The organism is Kitasatospora sp. YST-16, assembly GCF_026802215.1.
In the GTDB taxonomy this organism is placed as follows: Bacteria; Actinomycetota; Actinomycetes; order Streptomycetales; family Streptomycetaceae; genus Kitasatospora; species Kitasatospora cineracea.
In genome coordinates this window covers 4,460,065-4,480,841 of sequence record NZ_CP113837.1, presented here as the reverse complement: position 1 = coordinate 4,480,841, position 20,777 = coordinate 4,460,065, and the positions used below count along the sequence as shown (strand labels likewise).

General features: G+C 72.7%; 17 protein-coding genes. 12 read left to right on the top strand and 5 right to left on the bottom strand.

The window, feature by feature from the left end:
* Nucleotides 1–30 precede the first annotated feature (30 nt).
* Together OU787_RS20615 and OU787_RS20610 are read left to right on the top strand one after the other, a co-directional pair.
* Nucleotides 31–1,038, top strand: coding sequence for a GNAT family N-acetyltransferase (locus tag OU787_RS20615; RefSeq protein WP_030459924.1), 1,008 nt, complete (start codon nucleotides 31–33; stop codon nucleotides 1,036–1,038).
* Nucleotides 1,039–1,087: 49 nt separating this feature from the next.
* Nucleotides 1,088–1,957 carry a transglutaminase-like domain-containing protein gene (locus tag OU787_RS20610; protein ID WP_030459923.1) on the top strand — a complete coding sequence of 290 codons (870 nt, stop codon included), beginning with the start codon at nucleotides 1,088–1,090 and terminating at the stop codon, nucleotides 1,955–1,957.
* Nucleotides 1,958–1,969: 12 nt separating this feature from the next.
* Here the strand turns inward: OU787_RS20610 and OU787_RS20605 are convergent, their stop codons facing one another.
* The 5 genes from OU787_RS20605 to OU787_RS20585 form a co-directional block, all read right to left on the bottom strand.
* Nucleotides 1,970–2,599 (bottom strand): response regulator transcription factor, encoded by a 630-nt coding sequence (locus OU787_RS20605; protein ID WP_030459922.1) that lies wholly within the window; start codon nucleotides 2,597–2,599, stop codon nucleotides 1,970–1,972.
* 10 nt (nucleotides 2,600–2,609) lie between these two features.
* Nucleotides 2,610–3,842 (bottom strand): sensor histidine kinase, encoded by a 1,233-nt coding sequence (locus OU787_RS20600; protein ID WP_030459921.1) that lies wholly within the window; start codon nucleotides 3,840–3,842, stop codon nucleotides 2,610–2,612.
* An 8-nt stretch (nucleotides 3,843–3,850) separates the two neighbouring features.
* Nucleotides 3,851–4,573 carry an ABC transporter permease gene (locus OU787_RS20595; RefSeq protein ID WP_030459920.1) on the bottom strand — a complete coding sequence of 241 codons (723 nt, stop codon included), beginning with the start codon at nucleotides 4,571–4,573 and terminating at the stop codon, nucleotides 3,851–3,853.
* Nucleotides 4,570–5,529 carry an ABC transporter ATP-binding protein gene (locus tag OU787_RS20590; RefSeq protein WP_035955108.1) on the bottom strand — a complete coding sequence of 320 codons (960 nt, stop codon included), beginning with the start codon at nucleotides 5,527–5,529 and terminating at the stop codon, nucleotides 4,570–4,572. The genes OU787_RS20595 and OU787_RS20590 overlap by 4 nt, the downstream gene beginning before the upstream one ends.
* Nucleotides 5,530–5,661: 132 nt before the next feature.
* The gene (locus OU787_RS20585) at nucleotides 5,662–7,779 is read right to left on the bottom strand and encodes a S9 family peptidase (protein ID WP_030459918.1); all 2,118 of its coding nucleotides are present in this window, start codon (nucleotides 7,777–7,779) and stop codon (nucleotides 5,662–5,664) included.
* A gap of 243 nt (nucleotides 7,780–8,022) precedes the next feature.
* Between OU787_RS20585 and OU787_RS20580 the strand changes: the two genes are divergently transcribed.
* From OU787_RS20580 to OU787_RS20535, 10 genes are all read left to right on the top strand, one after another.
* On the top strand, nucleotides 8,023–8,217 hold the full coding sequence (locus OU787_RS20580; RefSeq protein ID WP_030459917.1) for a DUF2304 family protein: 195 nt from the start codon (nucleotides 8,023–8,025) through the stop codon (nucleotides 8,215–8,217).
* Between the two features lie 62 nt (nucleotides 8,218–8,279).
* A complete protein-coding gene (mshB, locus tag OU787_RS20575; protein WP_030459916.1) occupies nucleotides 8,280–9,167 on the top strand; it encodes an N-acetyl-1-D-myo-inositol-2-amino-2-deoxy-alpha-D-glucopyranoside deacetylase in 888 nt (295 codons plus the stop codon).
* Nucleotides 9,164–9,619, top strand: a complete 456-nt coding sequence (locus OU787_RS20570) for a DUF6113 family protein (RefSeq protein ID WP_063759609.1) — start codon at nucleotides 9,164–9,166, stop codon at nucleotides 9,617–9,619. Before mshB ends, OU787_RS20570 begins: the two co-directional genes overlap by 4 nt.
* A gap of 295 nt (nucleotides 9,620–9,914) precedes the next feature.
* Nucleotides 9,915–12,179, top strand: coding sequence for a peptidoglycan binding domain-containing protein (locus OU787_RS20565; protein ID WP_030459914.1), 2,265 nt, complete (start codon nucleotides 9,915–9,917; stop codon nucleotides 12,177–12,179).
* A 259-nt stretch (nucleotides 12,180–12,438) separates the two neighbouring features.
* Entirely contained in the window at nucleotides 12,439–14,091 is a 1,653-nt protein-coding gene (locus OU787_RS20560; protein WP_268660248.1) for an ABC transporter family substrate-binding protein, read from the top strand.
* A 497-nt stretch (nucleotides 14,092–14,588) separates the two neighbouring features.
* Nucleotides 14,589–15,632 carry an ABC transporter permease gene (locus OU787_RS20555; RefSeq protein WP_030459912.1) on the top strand — a complete coding sequence of 348 codons (1,044 nt, stop codon included), beginning with the start codon at nucleotides 14,589–14,591 and terminating at the stop codon, nucleotides 15,630–15,632.
* A gap of 89 nt (nucleotides 15,633–15,721) precedes the next feature.
* Complete coding sequence (locus tag OU787_RS20550; RefSeq protein WP_051816891.1) at nucleotides 15,722–17,488, top strand: ABC transporter substrate-binding protein; 1,767 nt, start codon at nucleotides 15,722–15,724, stop codon at nucleotides 17,486–17,488.
* Nucleotides 17,489–17,570: 82 nt separating this feature from the next.
* Entirely contained in the window at nucleotides 17,571–18,548 is a 978-nt protein-coding gene (locus tag OU787_RS20545) for an ABC transporter permease (protein ID WP_030459910.1), read from the top strand.
* Between the two features lie 64 nt (nucleotides 18,549–18,612).
* A complete protein-coding gene (locus tag OU787_RS20540) occupies nucleotides 18,613–19,680 on the top strand; it encodes an ABC transporter ATP-binding protein (RefSeq protein ID WP_030459909.1) in 1,068 nt (355 codons plus the stop codon).
* Between the two features lie 10 nt (nucleotides 19,681–19,690).
* On the top strand, nucleotides 19,691–20,758 hold the full coding sequence (locus OU787_RS20535; protein ID WP_030459908.1) for an ABC transporter ATP-binding protein: 1,068 nt from the start codon (nucleotides 19,691–19,693) through the stop codon (nucleotides 20,756–20,758).
* Nucleotides 20,759–20,777 lie beyond the last annotated feature (19 nt).

Here is a 20,777-nt window from a genome sequence, read left to right as displayed (position 1 = left end):
GGGGACGCAAATGCACAGGAGGTGCGGTTGATGGTCGGCCCAGTGCCGCTGGAGGCCCGTCCGGAGGTCCGGATAGACCCGTCTGACGTGGGACGACGCGTCTCGGTCCGGCGTGTCGACGGCGTGGCGGACGGACGTCCGGTGTTCCGCGATGTGATCGGCGTGCTCACCTCGTGGGACGGCGCGGGGTTGACGGTCGAGCCGCGCACCGGCGCGCCGGTGCGCTTCGCGGCCGAGCTGCTGGTGGCCGGCAAGCCCGTCCCGGCGTTCCCGGCCCGGCGGCTGGCGGCCCCCGCGGCCACCCCGCTGGAGCTGCAGCGCACCGCCGCCCGCGGCTGGCCCGCCGTCGAGCAGGAGCCGCTGGGCGAGTGGACGCTGCGCGCCTCGTCCGGGTTCACCCGGCGGGCCAACTCGGTGCAGGCGCTGGGCGATCCGGGCCTGCCGCTGGACGAGGCGCTGGACCGGGTGCGCGACTGGTACGCGGCCCGTTCGCTGCCCGCGTACGTCGAGGTGGTCTCCCCCGGCGCGCCGCCCGCGCTGGCCGCCGAGCTGGACCGGCTCGGCGCGGCCCTCGCCCCGACCCTGGTGCGCACCGCCCCGCTCGGCGAGCTGGCCCGGGCCGGGCGCCCGGCGGACGTCCGCCTCGCCCGCACCGCCGGGCCGGAGTGGCTCGCGCTGTACCGCCGGGTGGGCGGCGACCCGGCCCTGGAGGCGGCCGCCACCGCGGTGGTGCACGGCGGGCCCTCGGTCTGGTTCGCCCGCGTCCCCGGCCCGGACGGCGCCCCGCTGGCCATCGGCCGGCTGGTGGTGGACGGCGCCTGGGCCTGCTTCGGCGCGGTCGAGGTCGCCCCGGCCGCCCGCCGCCGCGGCCTGGCCACCGCCGTGATGGCCGCGCTGGCCGCCCGGGCCGCCGAGGAGGGCGCCACCGGCGGATACCTGCAGGTGGAGGCCGACAACGACGGCGCGATCGCGCTCTACGACCGGCTGGGCTTCACGACCAGTCACACTTACCACTACGCCCGCCTTCCCCAGCGGTAGCGTGCACCACCTGAAGTGAGCCACGACCGCTGCTGAACCGAAGGCCGCAGTGACCGAGCAGAGCAGAACCCGCTTCCGCACCGAAGCCCGGGGCGAGAACCCCGACCCGGTGCTGCTGTGCCTGCTCGCCGCCGCCGAGCACACCCTCGGCGACCCCGGCGACAGCGCCGAACAGCCGTCCCTGGACGCCCTCCTGACCGCTTGTCAGGCCGCCCTGGACCGGCACGCCGCCGCGATCCGGGAGGCGGTCGCCGAGCGCCGCCCGCGCGGGCCGGAGGAGACCGCCGCGCTGCTCGCGGCGGTCCTCGGCGGCCGCGAGCGCTTCCACGGCCGGCAGTCCGACTACCTGCGGCTGGAGTCCTCGCTGCTGCCGGAGGTGCTGCGGCGCCGCCGCGGGCTGCCGATCATGCTCTCGCTGGTCTGGTCGGCGGTGGCCGCCCGGGCCGGGCTGACGGTGCACGGCATCGCGCTGCCGGGGCACTTCATCGTCGCGGTGGGCGACCCGGGCGGCGGTGACGAGTACGTGCTGGCCGACCCGTTCCACGGCGGCCGGCTGCTCGACATCCCGGACGTGGAGCGGCTGTCCGCGGCCTCCGGCCACCCGTTCTCGCCCGAACTGCTGACCCCGGCGCAGCCGTTGGACACCGTGCTGCGCGTGCTGGGCAACATCCGGCGCTGGGCCGCCGACCGCCCCGAGCACGCCCGGACCCAGCTCTGGGCGGCCGAGCTCGCCCTGCTGCTGCCCCGCCACCCCGCCCAACTCCGGCTGGAGCGGGCCGAGTTGCTGGTCAAGACCGGCGACTTCCTGTCCGGTGCCGCCGAGATGGACGCCTACGCGGAGATCCTGGACGCCTTCGACCCGGAGAGCGCGGCGAAGGTCCGGCTGGAGGCGAGGTCGGCCCGGCACCGCCTCAACTGACCGCCGGCTCCCCTACAGCCAGCCCTTCTCCCGGGCGACCCGGACCGCCTCGGCCCGGTTGCGGGCGGCGGTCTTCTGGATCGCCATCGACAGGTAGTTGCGCACCGTCCCCTCGGACAGGTGCAGCCGGGCCGCGATGTCGGCGTTGACCGCGCCGTCCGCGGCGGCGGCGAGGACGTCGCGCTCGCGGCCGGTGAGCGGGTTGGCGCCCTCCGAGAGGGCGGCGGCGGCCAGCGTGGGGTCGATGACCTTCTCGCCGCGCAGCACCCGCCGGATGGCTTCGGCGAGTTCGGCCGCGGGGGCGTCCTTGACCAGGAAGGCGTCCGCCCCGGACTCCATCGCCCGGCGCAGGTAGCCGGGCCGGCCGAAGGTGGTGGCGATGACGACCTTCGTCCCGGGGCGGACCCTGCGGACCTCCGCGCAGGCGTCGATGCCGGTCATGCCGGGCATCTCGATGTCCAGGACGGCGACGTCGACCCGGTGTTCGGTCACCGCCGCGGCCACTTCGTCGCCGCGCGCCACCTGGGCGACCACCTCCAGGTCGCCCTCCAGCGAGAGCAGGGCGGCGAGCGCCTCCCGCACCATGCCCTGGTCCTCGGCGAGCAGCACCCGCACCGGTCGTGCATCCGTTCCGTCCGTCACGCCGGGCAGCCTATTCCCCGCTGGGTCCGGGCCGCAGCGGCACCAGGGCGCGCAGCCGGAAGCCCTTGCCGCGGTTGGCGGCGGCGGTCTCCAGCCGGCCGCCGACCTGGGCCAGCCGTTCGCCGAGGCCGCTGAGGCCGTTGCCGGCGGCGGACTTGCCGGGGCCGGCGCCGTTGTCGACGACCTCCAGGACGGCGTAGCGGCCGTCCTCCTCCCAGGTCTCGTCGAGGTGGACGGCGCACCGGGTGGCCCCGGCGCCGTGCCGGACGACGTTGGTGACGGCCTCGCGCAGCGCCCAGGCGAGCACGCCGGACTCCTCGGTGCCGAGGCCGGGGCGGTCCTCGGCGAGCCGGGGGTCGGCGTCGAGTTCGATCTGGCTGGCGGCCAGGGCGGTGCGGGCGGCGGCGAGTTCGACCGGCAGGGTGGGGCGGCGGAAGCCGCTGACGGCGCTGCGGACGTCGGCCAGGGACTGCCGGGCGACCTGTTCGATGTCGGCGACCTGGGCGCGGGCGGCCTCGGCCTTCCCGGCATCCATCAGGCGTCCGGTGAGTTCGCCCTTGATGGCGATCAGCGAGAGCGAGTGGCCGAGCAGGTCGTGCAGGTCGCGGGCGAGCCGCAGCCGCTCCTCGGAGGCGGCGAGGTGCGCGACGGCGGCCCGGGCCTCGCGCAGCTCCCGCATGGTGGCGACCAGGCGCTGCATGGCGAGCATGGCGAGTCCGGCCATCAGGCAGGGCAGGCCGATGCTGACCAGGGTCTCGGTGTCGGAGCGGCTGGTGAGCCCGACGACGGCGAAGACGCCGGTGGTGGCGAGCACGCCGACCAGCCCGAGCCGGCCGGGCAGGATCACCGCGGCGCACACCGAGGTGTACGTGAACAGGGTCAGCCAGGCCTCGCCGAGGGTGTACGAGGTGGTGACGGCGATCACGGCCATCGCGGCGAGCGGCAGGTACCGCCTGGCCTGCCGGAAGCCCGGGTGGTTGCGGATCACGATCAGCGACAGGTAGCAGGCCAGGAAGACGGCCAGCGCGACCGCTCCGGCCACGCTCGCCGCCGGGGTGTGCTGACCGGTGGTCAGGTCCTGGACGGGGTAGGCCAGGTAGAGCGCCCAGATGGAGGTCCAGGCGAGCTTGGCCAGCAGCTGCCGCCGGGTGTCCACCGGCACGCCGGGGTAGGTGGTCCAACGGCCCTCCGGCCCGTCCTCCCCGGTCTGGTCGGGGTGGCGGGCCGGTGCGGACGTCTGCATGCGGGACATCATGCCTGCCGGGCGTCCTTGCGGTACAGGTAGGCCGCGGCGGCGGTGAACAGCGCCAGGAAGGCGGCGAGCGCGGCGATCGGGAGGCCGGCCACGCCCTGGCCGTGGATGAACGAGGCCAGCTGGTTGTAGTCGTAGACCGGGTTGAACCGGGCGTAGGCCTTCAGCGAGTCGCTGACCGGGAACCAGGTGCCGCCGAACAGCGCCATCAGCATGTAGACGATCATCACCACGGGCTGGACGGCGTCCGGCTCGGCGGCGTAGCCGAGGGCGACGCCGAGCGCGGCGAAGACGAAGCTGCCGAGCCAGAGCGCGGCGCCCAGGCCGAGCCACTGGGCGGCGGTGAGGTCGACGCCCTCGATCGCGCCGATCACGAAGACCACCAGGATCGCGGGCAGCGTGGTGACCGCGCAGGCGGCGATCTTGCCGAGGGTGTAGGCCCGGCCGGGCAGGGCGGTGAGCCGCAGCTGGCGGGTCCAGCCGCTCTTGCGCTCCAGCGAGATCCGCTGCGCGGAGCCGGTCAGGACGGCGCCGACCGCGCCGAAGGTGGCCATCGAGACCATGAAGTACGACTTGACGGAGACTCCGCCGGCCACCGTGCCGCCGCTGCCGTAGGCGCTGATGAAGAACACGTACAGCAGCGCCGGGTAGAGCACGGTGAACATCAGGTACCGCTTGTTGCGCAGGGTGCGCAGGATCTCCAGCCGGACCAGGGTGGTCATCGCGCGTTCTCCTCTTCGTTCTCGGCCCGGTCCTGCTCGCCGGTGATGGTCAGGAAGGCCTGTTCCAGGCCGAGGCTGGTGACTTCCAGTCCGCGCGGGTACAGGCCCGCCTTGTAGAGCGCGGCGACGCCGGCGTCGGCGTCGGCGGAGCGGATCCGGACGGTGCTCACGCCGTCGGCGCGGGTGCTGACGTCCAGGCCGACGGTGCCGGGCAGGGCGCGCAGCAGGGCCTCGTCGAAGCCGCCGCCGTCGGAGGGGTGGAGTTCGAAGCCGATCCGGCGGGCGCCGGCCCGGGCCTTGATCTCGGCGGAGGAGCCGTCGGCGATCAGCCGGCCCTTGTGCAGGACCAGGACCCGGTCGGCGATGGAGTCGGCCTCCTCCAGGTAGTGGGTGGCGAACAGCACGGTGCGTCCGGCGTCGGCCTGGGCGCGCATGGCGTCCCAGAACTGGCGGCGGACCGAGACGTCCATGCCGGTGGTGGGCTCGTCCAGGACGATCAGGTCGTTGGCGCCGGCCACCGCGAGGGCGAACCGGACCCGCTGCTCCTGGCCGCCGGAGAGCTTGTCGACCCGCCGGTCGGCGATCTCGGTGATCCCGGCGGTGGTGAGCACCTCGTCGACGCCGTGGCCGCGGGGGTGGACCTTGCAGGCCAGTTCGACGATCTCGCGGACCTTGACGTCGGTCATCAGGCCGCCGCTCTGCAGCATCGCCCCGACCCGGCCGGCGGCGATCGCCGCCCGCGGGGTGCCGCCGAACAGCTCGACCGTGCCGCTGTCCGGCTCGCGCAGGCCCAGCAGCAGGTCGAGGCTGCTGGACTTGCCCGCGCCGTTGGGGCCGAGCAGGGCGACCGTCTCGCCCGGTCGCAGCACCAGGTCGAGGCCGTTCACCGCCTTCACCCGGCCGTAGCTCTTGCTGACGTTCCGGAAGGCCGCGACCTCCCCCGTTCCCGTCGCCATCTGCACCAAGTCCCTTCGAGGGCCGTCTCTCTCCGACTCCTCCAGGTTCCCCGGGACGGGGGTGGCCGCGGCAGTGCCCGCCGTCGTGACGTCCGCATGACGGATGTCACGGGCGGGGCCGTGACAGGGCCGTCACAGCAGGCCGAGCGCCTCCTTCAGGAACCGCACCTGGAGCAGCAGCAGGTTCTCCGCGACCTGCTCCTGCGGGGTCATGTGGGTCACCCCGGACAGCGGCAGCACGGTGTGCGGGCGCCCGGCCGCGAGCAGCGCGGTGGACAGCCGCAGGCTGTGCGCGACCACCACGTTGTCGTCGGCCAGACCGTGCACGATCATCAGCGGCCGGCGCAGCGAAGGGGCCATCTCCACCAGCGAGTTGGCGGCGTACGACTCGGGTTCGGTGTTCGGGTCGCCGTAGTAGCGCTCGCTGTAGTGGGTGTCGTACAGGTCGTGCTCGGTGACGGGCGCGCCGGCCACCGCGGCGTGGAAGACGTCCGGTGCGCGGAGCACCGCGGCGGCGGCCAGGTAGCCGCCGTACGACCAGCCGCGGACGGCGACCCTGGCCAGGTCGAGCGGGAACTCCTCGGCGAGCGCGTGCAGCGCGTCGACCTGGTCCTCGACGGAGACCTCGGCGGTGCGCCGGCTGATCGACTTCTCCCAGCCGGGGCTGTGCCCGGGGGTGCCGCGCCCGTCCGCGACGATCACCGCGAAGCCCTGGTCGGCGAACCACTGCGACACCAGGTGCGGGTTGTGCGCCTGCACCACCCGCTGCCCGTGCGGGCCGCCGTACGGGTCCATCAGGACGGGCAGTTCCCCGTCGACGTCGGGGTCGTAGCCGGTGGGCAGCAGCACCGCGCAGGGGATCCGCCGCTCGCCCGCGAACCGGAACACCGGCCGGGCGGCGATCAGCGGGGTGGCCGCGTGCGAGGCGACCACCAGCGGTTCGGCGCCCGCGCGGTGCACGGTGACGGTGGTGCCGGGGCGCATCGGGTCGGCGGTGGTGAGCACGGTGGTGCCCCCGCCGCGCACCGCGCCGAGCGCGCCCTCGCCGACCTCCCGCACGCCGTCCGGGCCGGCCTCGAAGACGCCCAGCCAGCCGGGCGGGCGGCGCTCGAACTCGGCGGCCCCGGCGGAGGCGGTGAACAGCACCCGCTCGCCGTCCGTGCCGAGCACCGAGCGGACGTGCAGCCCGGCGTCGGTGAGCGCCTTCTCGCCGACGGTCAGCACCCGGACGCCGTCCCGGTCGGTGATCCGCACCAGTTCCCCGTCGGCCCGGCGCACCGGCACCCCGCCGAACAGCTCCAGCCAGTCCGCGTCCCGCTCGGTGACCAGCACCGAGGTCTCCCCGGTGGCCGGGTCGGCCGCCAGCACCAGCTGTTCGCGCTGGTCGCGGGCCTGCACCTGGAGCAGCGGCGGCCCGCCGGCCGACCAGTGCACCCGGGCCAGGTACGGGTGCGCGGCGCGGTCCCAGCGGATCTCGGTGCGCTCCCCGTCCAGGCCGAGTCGCCACAGCCCGACCTCGGCGTTGGGCGTGCCGGCCGCCGGGTAGGCGATCTCGGCCGGCGTGCGGCCGGGGTTGGCCGGGTCGGCGATCCACCAGCGGCGCACCGGGGTGTCGTCGACCCGGGCGGCCAGCAGCGCGCTGCCGTCGGGGGCCCACCAGTAACCGCGGGTGCGGCCCATCTCCTCCTGGGCGATGAACTCGGCCTGGCCCCAGCTGATCCCGTCGCCCTCGGGCCCGGCCAGCAGCCGGTCGCCGCTGCCGTCGGCGGCGGTCACCCGCAGCTCGCCGCCGGGGGTGGCGTAGGCGACCTGCGTGCCGTCGGGGCTCGGCCGCGGGTCCAGCAGCGGGGCGGCGGCGGGCAGTTCGCGGGCCGCGCCGGTGGTGGTGTCGACCACGAACAGCCGTCCGGAGAGCGCGAAGACGGCGGTGCGCCCGGCCGCGTCCAGGGCGTAGCCGACGATGCCGGCGGAGGTCTCCCGGCTGCGCTCGCGGCGGGCCCGCTCGGCGTCGGACAGCTCCTCGGTGCCGCCGCCGAGCAGCACCTCGGGGTCGGCGAGCACGCTCTCGGCGCCGGTGGAGACGTCCAGCCGCCACAGCAGGTTGCCGTGCCGGCCCTCGGGGCGGGCCCGCAGGAACAGCACCCGGGCGCCGTCCGGGGAGACGCTGAACGAGCGGGGCGCCCCCGCGGTGAACCGCCCGGTGCGGGCGTACTGCCGGGGGAAGGTGTCGTGCGGCTTCTCGGTCGTCATGCGGTCGACCCTACGGCCCCGCCCGCCGGTGATCACCCGGACGGCGCAGCCCGCCCGGACGGCCGGGTACGGCCGTTCGGAGGGCCGCTGACCGGGGGCGCAGCGGGCCGCGCCCGGGGCGCGACACCCCGGGCGGGCTCACGGAACGTCACCTCGGCGTCACCGATCGGGTATCAGTGGACCATCGTTCCGCCCGCTGCCCCGTCCCCGGGGCCGCGCACCCGAGGAAGGGTGTGAGCCGTCATGGCTTTGTCCGTCTCCGCCGTCGTGCTGATGCTGGTCGTGGTCGTGGTCCTGGTCCGCCGGTCGAGCCTGAAGGTGAGCCACGCGCTGGTGTGCGCGCTGCTCGGCTTCTACCTGGCGTCCAGCTCGATCGCGCCGTCGATCCAGCAGGTGACGGCCAACCTGGCCGGGATGCTCAACGGCCTGAACCTCTAGTCCGCGGTGCGCGTGGGCCTGCCTGGGGAGTCCCCTCCGGGCGGGCCGTTAAGCTGCCGGACATGACCTCCGTACCTCCGGCCGACGCGCGCGGGCTGCTGCTGGTGCACGCCCATCCCGACGACGAGTCGATCAACAACGGCTCCACGATGGCCCGGTACGCGGCCGAGGGCGTCCGGGTCACCCTGGTGACCTGCACGCTGGGCGAGGGCGGCGAGGTGATCCCGCCGGAGCTGGCCCACCTGGAGCAGGGCCGCGACAACACCCTGGGCGAGCACCGGATCGGCGAACTGGCCGCCGCGATGCGCGAGTTGGGCGTCACCGACCACCGCTTCCTGGGCGGCCCGGGCCGCTGGCGGGACTCCGGGATGATGGGCGTCGCGGACAACGACGACCCGTCCTGCTTCTGGCGGGCGGACGTGGACGAGGCGGCCGGCCTGCTGGCCGCGGTGATCCGCGAGGTCCGGCCGCAGGTGCTGGTGACGTACGACGAGAACGGCGGCTACGGCCACCCCGACCACATCCAGGCGCACCGGGTGGCGCTGCGCGGCTACGAGCTGGCCGCCGACCCGGCCTTCGGCCCGGAGCTGGGCGCGCCCTGGCGGATCGCCAAGGTCTACTACAACCGGATGCCCCGCTCGGTGATCGAGGCCGCGCTGGCCACCACCGCCGCCGAGGCGCCGTTCGAGGGCACCGCCCCGGTCGACCAGATCCCGGGCGTGGTGGACGACCGGACGGTCACCACCGTCCTGGACAACGCCGCGCACGCCGGGGCGAAGGCCGCCGCGATGCGCGCGCACGCCACCCAGATCACCGTGGCCGGGCGGCACTTCGCGCTCAGCAACCACCTCGGGCAGCCGCTGCTGGCCACCGAGCACTACGAACTGGTGCGCGGCGCGCTCGGCCCCGGCGCCCCGGAGACCGACCTGTTCGCGGGGGTGGAGCTGTGAGGTTCCTGCACGCCCTGCTCGGCACCCGCGAGCAGCGCCTGGCCGAGCGGATGCCGCCGCGCGGCGTCCGGGTCGCCGTGTACGTGCTGCTGTTCCTGCTCGGCGCCGCGGTGTCGGTGTGCGGAGCTTTCGTGCAGACCCTGTGGGGCGGCTTCGGCGTGGTGCTGGCGCTGGCGGCCTGCGCCGGGCTGTTCTACGGCGGGCTGCGGGCGACCGGCACCAAGCTCGGCGCGGGGTGCGCGCTGGGCGGCTGGTTCCTGGTGCTGGCGGTGCTGCTGGCGCCCCGCCCGGAGGGTGACCTGGTGCTCTCCGCGACGCCGTCCGCGTACCTGTACCTGTTCGGCGGCGCGGTGCTCGGCGTGGTCTGCGCGACCCTGCCGACCCGCTCCGGCTTCCTGTTCGGCGTACCGGCGCCGGAGCCCCGACGGACCGTCAGGGGCGGCGACCGCTAGCGCATACCGGGGTGATCCGGACCAAGGGGATCCCCCGGTCGTCCTCCGGCCCGGAACCCTTGTCGGTAAGGTGGTGCCCCGGCGGGCCACCCCACCGTCCGGCCCGGCCGGGTCGGACGGTAGCTTCGGCACCACTCGCGTGGCGGGGGCGCTCGCCGCAGCCGACACGTGAACAGCTGATGTCCCCGGGGCCGGTAGCCCGCCGCACGGCCGCACGCCGTCGTCCGGTGGTCACCCGCCCCATACGCAGCGGACGGCCCGGCCGGCCCGGCCGCGAACCCGGAGCAGAGCAGCATTGAGCAGCCGCGAATCTGACAACGCCCAACCGCAGCCCCGCCGCGGCGGCCCCGACGCGTACCCGTCGGGCACCCCGCCGTACGGCACCGGTGTGCCCGGTGGGCTCGGCGCGGACCCGGCCGCCGGACGGACCGCTCCCGGTCCGCGCGCCGACGAGGCCGACGCGCCGAAGACGACGGAGACCACGCTGACCACCCGGGTGCGGATCAACATCCCCGGTTCCCGGCCGATCCCGCCGGTCGTGGTGCAGAGCAAGGTCAAGGACGAGCAGCCCGCCGAGCCGTCCGGGCCGCGCCACCGCGGCGGCGCCGGCGACCCGGTGCTCGGCGTGATGGACAGCGGGGGCCGCACCGGCACCCCGCCGACCCTGCCGCCGGAGTGGCAGGAGCCGGCCGCGCCCAAGGCCGCGGCGAAGGCGTCCGAGTCGGATTCCACCGGCGAGTGGTTCAAGCCGCGCCAGAAGGGCCGTCCGGAGCCCGCCCCGGCCGCCGCCCCGGCGGGGCCGGCCCAGCCCGCCGCGGGGGCCCCGCAGGCCGCCCAGCAGCCTGCGCCGCGCCCGTCCGGCGCGCCCGCCTCGCCGTTCGCCCCGGCCGACCCGGCGGTGTCCTCGCGCACCGGCGGCCACCCGCTGCCGCAGCAGGGCGACCCGTTCCAGGCCGCCGCCGCGCAGGACCCGTTCGCCCAGGACCCGTTCGGGCAGCAGCCGGGCCGGCCGGGCCGGGCCCAGCAGCAGCCGATGGCCGCGCCCGGCCCGCAGGACCCGTTCGCGCAGGACCCGTTCGCCCAGCAGCCGGGCCGGCAGGCCCAGGCCCAGCACCCGCAGGACGCTGCTCGCCGCGCGAACCGGGCGGCGGCCGCCGCCGACGACCCGTTCACCGCCCCGCGCCCCGGCCAGGGCCAGGCCCAGGCCGGCCCGTTCGCCGCCGGTCCCGGTCCGCGCGGCGAGCAGCGCCCCGGGGCGACGGGGGCCGCCGGGGAGCCGGAGGACACCCAGATCGGCGGTTTCGACCCGGTCACCGGCGAGGAGCCCGCCCCGGGCGCCGCCATATCGGACCCGCCGACCACCCAGCTGTTCCTGAAGTCCCCGAACGGCGGCGACCCGTTCGCCGAGGAGCCGAAGTCCCAGTCCCCGGCGCAGGCCCAGTCCCGCCCGGCCGGCGACGGCAGCGGCGGCCGGTTCGCCGACCTGCCCGCGGCGCAGCCGTTCCCGGGCGGTTCGCGGGCCGCGACGCCCAAGCGCGAGCCGTCGCCCGAGGCGGCGGCCGCGGCGGCTGCGGCCCGGGAGGCCGCCGAGGAGGAGGAGCCCGCGGCCCGGAAGAAGGGCGGCCGGGGCCGGAAGCTGGTCGTGACCGGTCTCGGCGGCGTGCTGTTCCTCGGCGCGGCCGTGTACGGCGCGGGCCTGATGATGAACCAGTCGGACATCCCCAAGGGCACCACGGTGCTGGGCACCGACATCGGCGGCGACTCCCGCGACCAGGCGGTGACCGCGCTGGACGGCTCGGTCGGCAAGGCCGGGCAGCAGCCGATCCGGGTGAAGATCGGCGACCAGTCGGCCACCCTGGACCCGGCCAGCGCCGGGCTGAGCTTCGACACCACGGCGACGGTGGACGCGCTGACCAAGCACAGCTACAACCCGGTCGAGGTGCTGGGTTCGCTGACCGGCAGCGCCAAGGCCGTCGAGCCGCAGGTCCGGGTCGACCGGGCGAAGCTGAAGGCCGCGCTGGACGACCTGGGCGCCAAGTCCGGGCAGAGCCTCCAGGAGGGCTACGTCCGGTTCACCAAGAGCGGCGGCACCGAGGTGGTCCCGGGCGCGGGCGGCAAGGCGCTGGACTCGGCGGCCGCCGCCGACCTGGTCGAGCAGGCGTACCGCGGCCGGGCGGCCGGCCAGGCGGACACCGAGGTGGCGCTGCCGGTGGCCGACGCGCAGCCGAAGGTCGGCCAGGACGCGCTCCAGGCCGCCGCCGACGACCTGGGCAAGCAGGTGCTGAACGGCAACGTCACGGTCACCGCGGGCGGCAAGCAGTTCGCCTTCGGCCGCAACACCGCCGCCGACGCGCTGGTGCTGGCCCCGGACGCGTCCGGCACCGTGGTCCTCAAGTGGGACCTGGACAAGCTGGCCGCCGCCGTCGGCACCGTCTTCGACAAGGTGAAGACGACCCACAACGGCCAGCAGGGGCCGATCACCGCGCAGGACGTCGCGGACGCCATCGGCCAGGGCGTCTCGAAGACCGGCAAGGACCGCACGGTCAAGATCCCGGCCTGACGCTCCGTCACCGCACCGGCGCGGCCGGGGTGCCCCACCGGGCGCCCCGGCCGCGCTGGCGAATCCTCGCCACTGGCGTCACGGAACGGGACGAAACGGACGCCGCAACCGGGCGGCCACGTCGCGTTACCAATACTTGATCCGCCGCAGGTCGACAAGTCAGTTCACCGGTACGCAAGATGTGCCGCGTGCCGAGACCCCGCTTCCTCCCGCTCGCCCTGACCGCCACGGTGGCGGCGCTGTCCGTCGCGCTCTGCTCGTGCAGCTCCACCGCGGGCTCCGCCGCCGGCGCTCCCCGGCCGCCGCGGCCGGGGCGGGCGGCGACGCGCCGCGGATGACCCAGCAGGAGATGAACGCCCGGCCGCGCGCCGAGCTGCGCCAGGGCGGCACCCTGACCTGGGCGATCGACCAGTACTCCACCCAGTGGAACCCGGTCCAGGCGGACGGCTCCGAGGCGTCCACCAACGACGTGGTCAAGGCGCTGCTGCCGACCTTCTGGCGCTCCGACGCCGGCGGCGTGCAGACCCCGAACCCGGCGTACCTCACCGACGTGAGGAGCGAGCTGCAGCAGGGCAAGCAGGTCGTGGTGTGGACGCTGAACCCGAAGGCGCACTGGTCCGACGGCACCCCGATCACCTGGCGCGACCTGCGCGCGAACTGGCAGGCGCTGGGCGGCCAGGACCCGGCGTACAAGACCGCCACCACCAACGGCTTCGACCAGGTGGAGAGCGTGGTCCGCGGCCAGGACGACTACCAGGCCGTGATGACCTTCAAGGAGCCGTACTCGGAGTGGCAGGCGATGTTCAACAACGCCGGCAACGCCCCGCTGCTGCCCGAGCGGTACGTCTCCACCCCCGAGCTGTTCAACACCTCCTTCAAGAACCGCATCCCGGTCACCGCGGGCCCCTTCAAGGTGGGCTCGATGGACCCGAAGACCCGCACCGTCACCGCGGTCGCCGACCCGGGCTGGTGGGGTGACAAGCCGCTGCTGGACAAGATCGTCTTCAGGGCGTACGACACCGGCGCGATGCCGGAGGCGTTCGCCAAGGGCGAGGTCGACTTCTACAACAACGGCCCCAACACCGAGGGCTACAAGCTGATCCGGTCCACCGCGGGCGGCGAGGTCCGCCGGGCGGGCGGCCCCAACCTGCGCCAGCTGGTGCTGAACGGCAGGAGCCCGCTGCTGGAGGACGCCCGGGTGCGCCAGGCGCTGATCCAGGCGATCGACCGGGCCGAGATCACCCGCACCGACCTGGCCGGCCTGGACTGGCCGTACGTGCCGATGAACAACCACTTCCTGGTGCCCTCCCAGCACGGCTACCAGGACAACTCGAACGGCCTGAGCCGCTTCGACCCGGACACCGCCCGGGCCACCCTCGACTCGCTGGGCTGGAAGGCCGGCCCGAACGGCGTGCGCGGCAAGGACGGCAAGGAGCTGGTGCTGCGCTACGTGGCGCCGGCCGCGAACAACCTGGCCGCCAACGAGAGCGAGGAGGTCACCCGGATGCTGGCCGCGGTCGGGGTGACCGTGCAGGTGCAGACCGTGCCGGCCGGCGAGTACTTCGACGGCTACATCTACAAGCACGACTTCGACCTGACCTCCTTCTCCCTGCTGGGCACGCCCTTCCCGGTCTCCAACTCGATCAGCACCTTCCAGCAGGACTCCGGCTCCAACTGGGCCCAGGTCGGCAGCAAGACGCTGGACAAGGCGATGGCGGACGCCGCGAAGGCCGACACGGTGGACGACGAGACGGCGGCGCTCAACCGCGCCGACACCGAGGCCTGGCAGGTCGCCGGACTGGTCCCGCTGTACCAGCGGCCGGCCATCTACGGGGTGCGCAAGGAGCTGGCCAACATCGGCGCCACCGGGCTCGGCGATGTGGTCTACGAGAACATCGGGCTGATGAAGTAACAACCGCGGCAGTAACGGCCGCGGCGAAGTCTCGCCAATGGCGAGAAAATGCCAGTCGGGCGACTCCCCCCGGGCCGCCCGAATTGGGTGACCCCTACCCATGAATTCGCCCCGCCATGCCCGAAAACAGCGATGTCCGATAATCGGACACTCAATTGCGACTGCCATTTGCCCTGAAGGCCGCCAAAACGGACACTTGATCTACGCGCGTCAAGTGATCACGGGTTCGAACTCGGCGTCCAGATAACGGAGCTGACCGTGCATCGTTACGGACATGTGAACGCCACATGCTCGGGTTTGTCCGGTTTTGACCGTCTCGCTGAGTCGATGTCAAGAGTCCGAGAACTACGAAGTGGTTGACATTCCAGCACGAAGGAGGAAATGGGCCCCCGACAACTGGGGAACTCTTGACGTTCGATAAACGACTTGCAAGAGTCCATTCATCCAAGTTCTTACTCCTTGCTTCTGCACGGACCACGGTCGGGAGCTTTAGCACCATGACGACGCCTACTGGGGCCACGACGGACGGGAACACCTCCCGTCCCGGGTCGACGTCGGACCACGCGGACAACGCCACGGCCGACACGCCCGCCGATCCGGGCTTCCGCGGCCTCTCGCCCGGGAAGCTGATGTGGCGCCGCTTCCTCCGTGACCGCACCGGGGTGGTGAGCGCCTGCATCGTGCTGTTCTTCGTCGCGGTGGCGATCCTCGCCCCGGTCATCTCCATGCTGTACGGCAAGAACCCGGAGACGCACTACGGCCAGGACGACGTGTCCCTGCTGACCGACTCGGGCCTGCCCACCGGCCCCAACGGCGGCATGAGCGGCGACTTCTGGTTCGGCCTCGAGCCGGGCCTCGGCCGTGACGTCCTCACCCTGCTGATCTACGGCATCCGCACCTCGCTGATCATCGCGGTCGCCACCTCGCTGCTGACCACCGTGATCGGTGTCGCGCTCGGCATCGCGGCCGGCTACCTGGGCGGGAAGGTCGACTACTTCATCGGCCGGGTGATCGACGTCCTGATGTCGTTCCCGTCGCAGATCTTCCTGATCGCCTGCATGCCGGTGGTCACCAGCCTGCTGGTCAGCCCGAACGAGAAGAACCCGGGCTGGCTGCCCTTCGTGGCGGTCACCACCGTGCTGTCGCTGCTCGGCTGGATGGGCCTGGCCCGCATCCTGCGCGGTGTGTCGCTGTCGCTCCGCGAGCGGGAGTTCATCGAGGCCGCCAAGGTCACCGGCGCCTCCCCGATGCGGATCATCTTCAAGGAGATCCTGCCCAACCTGTGGACCCCGATCCTGGTGCAGTCCACCCTCGCGCTGCCGGCGTTCGTCACCGCCGAGGCCGGCCTCTCCTACCTCGGCGTGGGTGTCTCCGAGCCGACCCCGGACTGGGGCCGCATGATCGCCGACGCCGCCAACTACCTCCGGACCGACGTCACCTTCCTGCTCTTCCCGGGCCTCGCCATGGTGGTGTTCGTTCTGGCCTTCAACCTGCTCGGCGACTCCGTCCGGGACGCGTTCGACCCGAAGACCAACCGCTGACAGGTCCTCAAGACTCCGGGGGGACGGGTAAGCCAGGCCCCGGGCACACCCACGAAGATTTCCGCACAACTATCCCAGGCAGGATGAAGATGAGCTCTCGCAAGACGCGGCTCGCGGCCGCCATTCTCGTGGCCGGGGCCCTGACCGTCACCACGGCGTGCTCCAGCGGCCACAGCAACAGCGACGGCACCAAGGCCGGCGCCTCCAAGGCCCCGGTCAAGACCACCACGATCTCGGTCGGCACCGCCGACGACTCGAAGGGTCCGGCCGTCGCCGAGCCGGGTGCGAAGAAGGGCGGCACGGTCAACATGATCGACCGCGACGACTTCTCGCACCTCGACCCGGCCCAGATCTACATGAACTACAACAGCGAGGTCTCGCTGCTGTTCACCCGTCAGCTGACGGGCTACAAGACCGCCGCGGACGGCTCGCAGAAGCTGGTCGGCGACCTCGCCACCGACACCGGCACCACCACCGACGGCGGCAAGACCTGGAAGTTCACGCTGAAGGACGGCGTGAAGTGGCAGGACGGCACCCCGATCACCTCGGCGGACGTCAAGTACTCGATCGAGCGCACCTACGCCTCGTTCATCAAGTCCGGCCCGACCTACATCCAGACCTGGCTGTCGGGCGACAAGTACCGCGAGGCGTACGAGGGCCCCTACGGCGGCAAGAGCCTGGACTCGGTGCAGACCCCGGACGACAAGACCGTGGTGATCACCTTCCCCGAGGCCCACACCGACGCCAACTTCACCCTGGCGATGACCGGTTACGGCATCGTGCCGCGGGCCAACGACACCAAGGAGGAGTACGACAAGAAGCCGTTCTCCTCGGGCCCGTACCAGATCGTCGAGCACGTCACCGACCGCTCGCTCGACCTCGAGCGCAACCCCAACTGGGACCCGGCCACCGACCCGATCCGGAACGCCTACCCGGACAAGTGGCACATGACCTTCGGTGTCCAGGCCCAGCAGTCCACCGAGCGCTTCATGGCGGACAACGGCGACGACAAGAACGCCTTCTCGTTCCACAACCAGGTCCACACGACCTACATCGACCAGGTCAAGGCCGACGAGAAGCTCAAGCCCCGCACCCTCGAGGGCCTGACCCCGTACGTCGACTACTACTACATCAACAACACCCGGGTGAAGGACCAGAAGGTCCGCGAGGCGCTCATCAAGGCGTTCCCGCACCAGCAGACCCGCCAGCTGCAGGGCGGCACCTCCTACGGTGACTACGCCACCGCGTACATGAGCCCGACCGTCCTGGGCTACGAGTCCTACGACCCGTACGGCATCCTCAAGAAGCCGCAGGGCGACCCGGACGCCGCCAAGCAGCTGCTGACCGAGGCGAACGCGGTGGGCACCCCCATCGTCTACGCGTACAACAACACCCCGGTGCAGCAGAAGGTCACCGAGGCGATCCGCGACGCGCTGGAGAAGGCCGGCTTCAAGTTCGTCCCGAAGCCGCTGGACTCGAAGACCTACTACGACGCCATCGGCCTGACCAACAACGAGTACGACCTGTACTGGGGTGGCTGGGGCGCCGACTGGCCGACCGGTTACACCTCGCTGCAGCCGGTCTGGGACGGCCGCGCCATCGCCGACGGTGCCTCCAACTACGCCCACCTGAACGACCCGGAGATCAACTCGGCGATCGACGCCGCGGTGAAGGTCGCCGACCCGGTGGAGCAGGGCAAGGCCTGGGCCGCGATCGACAAGAAGCTGCAGGACAAGGCGGTCTCGATCCCGGACGTCTACCAGCGTTCGCTGAGCCTCTACGGCTCGGGCCTGGGCGGCGTCAAGTTCGACACCCTGGCCGGCCTGCAGTCCCCGCTCAACATCTACGTCAAGTAGTAGTCGTCACCGAGCAGTAGCTCACGGCGGGGCACCGGCACGATCTGCCGGTGTCCCGCCCCGATCAGGAGAGCCCCGTCCGATGCTCCGATTCCTCGTCCGCCGAACCCTCGGCGCTCTCGTCATCCTGCTGATCGTCTCGATGGTCACGTATGCGCTGTTCTTCGCGATCCCGGCGGACCCGGCGCGGCTCTACTGCGGCAAGACCTGCACGCCCGAGAACCTCGCCCTGATCAGGCACGACATGGGCTTCGACCACTCGTGGCCGGTCCAGTACTGGAACTGGCTGAGCACCATCTTCACCGGCGGCACCTTCAACGGCGTGCACTGCGGCGCCCCGTGCTTCGGTTACTCCTTCGACAAGAAGGAGCTGGTCGGCGGCATCCTCGCGGACCGCTTCCCGACCACCCTGTCGCTGACCGTCGGCTCCGCCGTGATCTTCCTGGTCTTCGGCATCGGCACCGGCATGCTGGCCGCGCACAAGCAGGGCAAGGCCGCCGACAAGATCGCCAGCTCCTTCTCGCTGCTGGCCTCCTCGATGCAGATCTACGTGGCCGGCCCGCTCGCGCTCTGGGTGCTCTGCTACAGCACGGACCTGCTGGACCTGCCGACCTACGTCCCGTTCACCAAGGACCCGATCGGCTGGGCCGGCGGCCTGCTGGTGCCGTGGATCGTGCTGTCGCTGATCTGGACCGCCAACTACACCCGCATGACCCGCTCCTCGATGGTCGAGCAGCTGTCCGAGGACTACGTGCGGACCGCCCGGGCCAAGGGCATGTCCGGCACCTCGGTCTTCATGCGCTACGCCTGGCGCGGCGCGATGGGCACCATCGTCACCGTCTTCGGCATCGACCTGGGCGTGCTGCTCGGCGGCGCCATCATCACCGAGACGACCTTCAGCCTGCACGGCCTGGGCCAGCTGGCGATCCAGTCCTTCAACGACTCCGACCTGTCGCTGCTGGTCGGCGTCACCGTGGTGGCCGCCACCCTGATCGTCTTCTTCAACATCATCGTCGACGCCGCCTACGCCCTGATCGACCCGCGCATCCGCCTGGCCTGACGGCCACACCCCGGCCGACCAGCAGCAGTCCCGACCTCACGTACCGCACCGAGGAGCCCAGTCCATGACCACCCTGGCCAAGCCCGAGGAGGCATCCGCCGGCAGCGGCGGCACGCCGTTCCTCTCAGTCCGCGACCTCTCGGTCCGCTTCAGCACCGAGGACGGCGTGGTCCGGGCCGTGGACAACCTCTCCTTCGACGTCGCCCCGGGCTCCACGCTCGGCATCGTCGGCGAGTCCGGCTCCGGCAAGTCGGTGACCAACCTGGCCGTGCTGGGCCTGCACAACCCGGACCGGACCGAGATCACCGGCTCGATCAAGCTGGACGGCCAGGAGCTGATCGGCACCTCGAACCGCGAGCTGGAGAAGCTCCGCGGCAAGAAGATGTCGATGATCTTCCAGGACCCGCTGACCGCGCTGTCGCCGTTCCACACCATCGGCAAGCAGATCGGCGAGACCTTCCGCAAGCACACCGGCGCCTCCAAGCAGGAGGCCCGGGACCGGGCGATCGAGATGCTGACCAAGGTCGGCATCCCGCAGCCCACCCTGCGGGTCGACGACTACCCGCACCAGTTCTCCGGCGGCATGCGCCAGCGCGCGATGATCGCCATGTCGCTGGTCTGCGACCCGAAGCTGGTCATCGCGGACGAGCCGACCACCGCGCTGGACGTCACCGTGCAGGCCCAGATCCTGGACCTGCTCAAGGACCTCCAGCAGGAGATGGGCACCGCGATCATCCTGATCACCCACGACCTGGGCGTGGTCGCCCGGACCGCCCAGGACATCATGGTGATGTACGCGGGCCGGGCCGTGGAGCGCGGCACCGTCCGCGAGGTGCTGAAGGCCCCTCAGCACCCGTACACATGGGGCCTGCTGGCCTCGATGCCGAGCCTGACCGGCGACGTGGACGTGCCGCTGCGGCCGGTCCGCGGCACCCCGCCGAGCCTGATCAACCTGCCGTCCGGCTGCCCGTTCAACCCGCGCTGCGACTACCGCGAGCAGGTCATCGGCGGCGGCTGCACCTCGGAGCGCCCGGCGCTCTCCCCGGCCACCGGGCACGCCGCCGCCTGCCACCTGAACGCGGCGCAGCGGCAGGACATCTTCATCGACCAGATCAAGCCCCGGCTCGGCTGAGAGGGACACCATGAGCAACGAACTGACCCTCAAGCCGGCCTCCCCGGCCGCCGTCGCCCCCGGCGACCCGCTGCTGTCGCTCAAGGGCCTGCAGAAGCACTTCCCGGTGATGGACGGCTTCCTGTTCAAGCGCCAGGTCGGCGCGGTGCACGCGGTGGACGGCCTGGACCTGGACGTCTTCCCCGGCGAGTCGGTGGGCCTGGTCGGCGAGTCCGGCTGCGGCAAGTCGACCACCGGCCGCCTGGTGACCCGGCTGCTGGAGCCGACCGGCGGCGAGATCCGCTACGCCGGCCAGGACATCACGCACGCCGACCGCAAGGCGCTGGCGCCGATCCGGTCCGAGATCCAGATGATCTTCCAGGACCCGTACTCCTCGCTGAACCCGCGGCACACCGTCGGCTCGATCATCGGCGCGCCGATGGAGATCAACGGCATCAACCCGAAGGGCGGCGTGCAGCGCCGGGTGCAGGAGCTGCTGGAGACGGTCGGCCTCAACCCGGAGCACTACAACCGCTTCCCGCACGAGTTCTCCGGCGGCCAGCGCCAGCGCATCGGCGTGGCCCGCGCGCTGTCGCTGAGCCCGAAGCTGATCGTCGCGGACGAGCCGGTCTCGGCGCTGGACGTGTCGATCCAGGCGCAGGTGGTCAACCTGCTCCAGGAGCTGCAGCGCGAGCTGGGCATCGCCTTCCTGTTCATCGCCCACGACCTGTCGGTGGTGCGGCACTTCTCGCAGCGCGTCGCGGTGATGTACCTCGGCAAGATCGTCGAGATCGCCGACCGCAAGTCGCTGTACGAGTCCCCCCGGCACCCGTACACCCACGCGCTGCTGTCCGCCGTCCCGGAGGCCGACCCGGACGACGACCGCGAGCGCATCCGCCTGACCGGCGACGTGCCCTCCCCGGTCAACCCGCCGTCGGGCTGCCGCTTCCGCACCCGCTGCTGGAAGGCGCAGGAGAAGTGCTCGGTGGAGGAGCCGCCGCTGATCCAGCTCTCCGGCAACGCCGGCGGCCACCTGACGGCCTGCCACTTCCCCGAGGAGGCCGCGCCGGCCGTCCCCGCGCAGCGCGCCGAGGTCTGAGCCCCCGGCCGCGTACGGC

Excerpts from the sequence above, each read along its gene's own strand:
- OU787_RS20595 (WP_030459920.1), bottom strand. The coding sequence starts at position 4,573 with ATGACCACCCTGGTCCGGCTGGAGATCCTGCGCACCCTGCGCAACAAG.
- OU787_RS20580 (WP_030459917.1), top strand. The coding sequence starts at position 8,023 with ATGGCTTTGTCCGTCTCCGCCGTCGTGCTGATGCTGGTCGTGGTCGTG.
- OU787_RS20555 (WP_030459912.1), top strand. The coding sequence starts at position 14,589 with ATGACGACGCCTACTGGGGCCACGACGGACGGGAACACCTCCCGTCCC.
- OU787_RS20585 (WP_030459918.1), bottom strand. The coding sequence starts at position 7,779 with ATGACGACCGAGAAGCCGCACGACACCTTCCCCCGGCAGTACGCCCGC.
- OU787_RS20615 (WP_030459924.1), top strand. The coding sequence starts at position 31 with ATGGTCGGCCCAGTGCCGCTGGAGGCCCGTCCGGAGGTCCGGATAGAC.
- OU787_RS20535 (WP_030459908.1), top strand. The coding sequence starts at position 19,691 with ATGAGCAACGAACTGACCCTCAAGCCGGCCTCCCCGGCCGCCGTCGCC.
- mshB (WP_030459916.1), top strand. The coding sequence starts at position 8,280 with ATGACCTCCGTACCTCCGGCCGACGCGCGCGGGCTGCTGCTGGTGCAC.
- OU787_RS20545 (WP_030459910.1), top strand. The coding sequence starts at position 17,571 with ATGCTCCGATTCCTCGTCCGCCGAACCCTCGGCGCTCTCGTCATCCTG.
- OU787_RS20550 (WP_051816891.1), top strand. The coding sequence starts at position 15,722 with ATGAGCTCTCGCAAGACGCGGCTCGCGGCCGCCATTCTCGTGGCCGGG.
- OU787_RS20600 (WP_030459921.1), bottom strand. The coding sequence starts at position 3,842 with ATGCAGACGTCCGCACCGGCCCGCCACCCCGACCAGACCGGGGAGGAC.
- OU787_RS20540 (WP_030459909.1), top strand. The coding sequence starts at position 18,613 with ATGACCACCCTGGCCAAGCCCGAGGAGGCATCCGCCGGCAGCGGCGGC.
- OU787_RS20590 (WP_035955108.1), bottom strand. The coding sequence starts at position 5,529 with ATGGCGACGGGAACGGGGGAGGTCGCGGCCTTCCGGAACGTCAGCAAG.